The sequence below is a fragment of the Bacillus pseudomycoides DSM 12442 genome (assembly GCF_000161455.1).
In the GTDB taxonomy this organism is placed as follows: domain Bacteria; phylum Bacillota; class Bacilli; order Bacillales; family Bacillaceae_G; genus Bacillus_A; species Bacillus_A pseudomycoides.
Genome location: NZ_CM000745.1, coordinates 5,570,330 through 5,574,239, shown reverse-complemented (window position 1 = coordinate 5,574,239; position 3,910 = coordinate 5,570,330). Strand labels below are relative to the sequence as shown.

Here is a 3,910-nt window from a genome sequence, read left to right as displayed (position 1 = left end):
AGGCATGTATAGTGACCCCATATAGACGTCTGTAAATTTTGAAAACAACATTTACAGACGTATTTTTTTATAGTTTTATACGTGTCTATAAAAGTATACCTTTACAAACAGTTTGTTTTTTTATGAAAAAAGTAAACATGTACCTAAAGGTATTTATTATTTTTGAACGTTCATAAAATATATTTTTGATATTTTGGAACGCTACTTTTTTGTGGGTTCATGTAGTTGCTAAAGGTGTACTTTTTGACATAGCTAAAAAAATAAAAGCACCTCGATTCTCAACGAGGTGCTTTAGTAATTCCTCTTCTTTTTTATATGTTATACACGTACTGCTGTACCGCTTACAGCAACCATTAACATTCCGTCACGTACGACTTCGTAATCTACATCAATACCAACAATTGCATTTGCTCCTTTTTCCTTCGCAAGAGTTAGCATTTCTTCCATTGCAATATCACGTGCTTCTTTTAATTTACTTTCATATGCACCAGAACGGCCACCAACAACGTCACGAACAGAAGCAAATAGATCGCGTACGATATTTGCACCCATAATTGCCTCACCGTTTACAATATCAATATACTCAATAATTTCTTTTCCTTGAATAACAGAAGTTGTTGTTACAATCATGATTGACACTCTCCTATATATTTTTATCGTTTACCTATATTGAAATTACATTTTAAAAACTTATAGGTGTCTAGTAATATTACTGCCAGCTTGGTAAAACTTCACAAAATTAGTTCATATCTTTTTAATAGATTTTTTCCAAAGAATAGCACTTATCAATAATAATATAACACCAATTAAACCTAAAATAGATATTTTAGAACCCGTATTTGGTAATACACCATTTTTGTTCGTCATTTGCTTTACCGTGGGGTCTATAGGTTTATTTTCAGTATTGGAAGACTTATTACTTGTTTTGTTGTTATCTGATTCATTGTTACTTGGTTCATTGTTACTTGGTTCATTGTTACCTGATTCATTGTTACTTGGTTCATTGTTACTTGATTCATTGTTACTTGGTTCGTTGTTACTTGGTTCATTGTTACCTGATTCATTGTTACTTGGTTCATTGTTACTTGATTCATTGTTACTTGATTCATTGCTACTTGATTCATTGTTACTTGATCCATTGTTATTATTTCTAGTTATCCCTAAATCGAATGTTAAATTGTCATTTGAAAAAGCCATATCATCTGTTACCCCAGCCTCATTTACATTAGAGTCAACCGTTACATCTTGTCCACTTTGTTTTAGTGTAAAGACATAACCGGACGGTGCCTCTACTTGTACACGGTATATGCTTTCTGTTAACCCATCAAACAAGTAGTTTCCTTCTTTATCTGTTTTTATTTCTTTTAATACATTCCCTTCCTTATCTAGCAGTAGAACACGAACGCCCTCTATTCCTTTTTCACCTTGATCTTGAATGCCATTTCGGTTACTATCTTCCCATACTCGGTCACCTAACTTGAGGAGTGGAACTTGCACTGTTACTTTATTACTTTCTTTTTCTTTACCATTCCATTGTACTTTTGCTGTATTTGAAACGGTTCTTTTTTCATAATTAGAGAGGTCCACTTCGTCTTTCAGTTTGCCTGTAACCTTCATGAAAACATTGTTTCCGGCTACTTCTGTAATCTTGTCTTTCGCAAAATTAAATTCTACTTTACCTGTTGCCTTATCTATTTTGATTTCACCATAGCCACTGATGTCTGTTCCTTTTTCATCTTCTACCGTTACTTTCTCTATATCAATCACATTTTCGATATCATCATAAATACGTAACGCTTCATATCCAGCTACCTCTGCCGGAAGTGTCACCTTCACATTATATATAAAGTCTTCGTTTTTCTTCTGTAATGTAACATCTGTTTTATCCTTTTCATCAGTGTCACTTACTTGGTTTGTAATTGTTGGTTCCTCGACTTTCACCTTAATAGGTTTAGAATCGGTGGCTTCCCAAATAGGCGCGGTTATAATTGGATCATTTAATGCTTCTACTTTTTGTCTTGTTTCCGGTGTAGCCACAAGCCCCCATTTATCAAAGAATGGAAGTAAATTTTGTTTTGCCACCTTGGATGTATTGTAAATAAAACCTTGTATTTTCTCTTCATTATTTTTAGGGAGTTCTTCTTTAGAAAGCGAACGATACTCTTGATGTAGTTTAGGATAGAATTCTTCCCCAAATGCTAAGTCTAGCTGCCAAAACATTGCTAATTTCACAAAAAGATCATCTATTTTATTGTAGTCTTTTTCTGACTGAGGCTTATTTAAATAATTGAATGCTTTTTCATATGTTCCCTTCTCTAATCTCGATTTACTTCCAAAGGCCCGTTGAACAGACATACTGTAAATGTTTACAGTAACCTCTCCTAATCCATCCCATGTCCAAGGAGTTTGTTGCCTCTGATGACCAGCTTCATGCCAAGGCCCCCATCCGTCTTTGATAAAATCATTGACATCTAATACATGTTGAATCGCATCTCCAACATATGCTGTTCTACTAGAATACGAATACATATAATAATCTTTAGAATGATTATCCTCTACGAAGTGCACATAATGCTTGTCTGCTTCTTTCTCAGATAACCCTGAAACTCGATCTTGAATTCTAATAGATTCATCCATTTTTTTTAAGAGTTGTACAGGGTCTGTATTAGAACCTATTAAATATTTTTTTACTCTTTCAGGACTTGCAGTGATGAGTACTCGTTCTCCTTTTAACTCAACTGCATGTGCATTAGGATATGTATCTAGCATGTTTACTAAATCTTGTTGCGTATGTTTACCTAATTCAAAAAACGGAGTAGGTGATCCTCCTGCTGTTATTTCAGCTCGAACTGTACCACCTTGTTGAGGATTATAGAAATAAATCATCCCACCGTTTGGAGATTCAATTGTATTTTCCCCTGGTTTTAAGGTAAACGACTTTATTAACGAATCTTGATTCCAAGCGGCATCGTATGAGAATGTCCCTATGTAAGCTTGAATATTCTGTGTCCCTTCTACAAGAATCGTTATTTTTTCATTTGGACTTGCATATAACCCAGTTGGTTCATATGGACTAAATCTAAACTGACGTCTATCCTTATCTTTGATTTGATCTACATTCCCTTTACCCATAACTTGAAAAACATGCTTGGTGGATACTTGTTTTTTTACGGTTTTTTCTTGTGTTTCAGCTGAAACTTTTGTTATCCAAGTCATTTCTCCTATAAAGGGAAAAGTAAGTACATTCACAGCTATAAAGGCTTTTATTGCTATCTCCTTATTTCTTTTTTTGATATTTTGTTTCATTTTGTGTCACAAACCTTCCTTTAGTTTGATAAATTTAATATTTTAACAACATGTCTAAATAGTTCTGTATTTTACTATAATTCATAAATGAGATCTAACGTAAGTACATCATTCACATGACCCAAATTTTTTAATACTCAAATGGAAAGATAGACATTAAATCCACCTCTTCAGTTTCTTCTTTAGAATTCGTTACGACCTCGTTATGTTCAAAAGACATACTCGTTAGTATTGCAAAGGCTACTAAATTTGCTAAAAAAATTTTTTGCATCTTCTTCTCTCCCCACATGTATTCCTATTAAATATAGCCAGGGAAAATATTTAATAGGAATAAAAATACTTATTTTATCATTTGAAGTAAACAAATAATTGTAACAAGGGAAACCCCCTCATTTTTTGAGGGGGCTCCATCACTTCGCTTTGCTTGTCCACTTACTGTTAACCTATATCGCAATATATTTCTTATTTATTTAGCTATTGTTCTTGCTATTGTTTGCTTACTGTCTCTTACAATCGAAGGATCTGTAACAACTGAACCGTCTGTTCTCTTTACTGTATATTTTGTTACCAGTTGATATGCTGTAAATCCTGTGTTTTTACCAGA

General features: G+C 33.6%; 3 protein-coding genes and 1 pseudogene. All 4 read right to left on the bottom strand.

From position 1 onward, the window contains the following. Positions 1–318: 318 nt before the first annotated feature. Positions 319–630 carry a heavy metal-binding domain-containing protein gene (locus tag BPMYX0001_RS28175; protein WP_006097559.1) on the bottom strand — a complete coding sequence of 104 codons (312 nt, stop codon included), beginning with the start codon at positions 628–630 and terminating at the stop codon, positions 319–321. A gap of 114 nt (positions 631–744) precedes the next feature. Continuing rightward, positions 745–3,216 carry a M60 family metallopeptidase gene (locus BPMYX0001_RS34385; protein WP_006097558.1) on the bottom strand — a complete coding sequence of 824 codons (2,472 nt, stop codon included), beginning with the start codon at positions 3,214–3,216 and terminating at the stop codon, positions 745–747. A 220-nt stretch (positions 3,217–3,436) separates the two neighbouring features. Further along, on the bottom strand, positions 3,437–3,577 hold the full coding sequence (locus BPMYX0001_RS33510) for a hypothetical protein (protein WP_167535695.1): 141 nt from the start codon (positions 3,575–3,577) through the stop codon (positions 3,437–3,439). Between the two features lie 195 nt (positions 3,578–3,772). After that, positions 3,773–3,910, bottom strand: a pseudogene (locus BPMYX0001_RS34380) (RICIN domain-containing protein); the annotation flags it as partial.

What these genes read in the sequence shown, in the direction of transcription:
- BPMYX0001_RS28175 (WP_006097559.1), bottom strand. Translation starts at nt 630, where the DNA reads ATGATTGTAACAACAACTTCTGTTATTCAAGGAAAAGAAATTATTGAG.
- BPMYX0001_RS34385 (WP_006097558.1), bottom strand. Translation starts at nt 3,216, where the DNA reads ATGACTTGGATAACAAAAGTTTCAGCTGAAACACAAGAAAAAACCGTA.
- BPMYX0001_RS33510 (WP_167535695.1), bottom strand. Translation starts at nt 3,577, where the DNA reads ATGCAAAAAATTTTTTTAGCAAATTTAGTAGCCTTTGCAATACTAACG.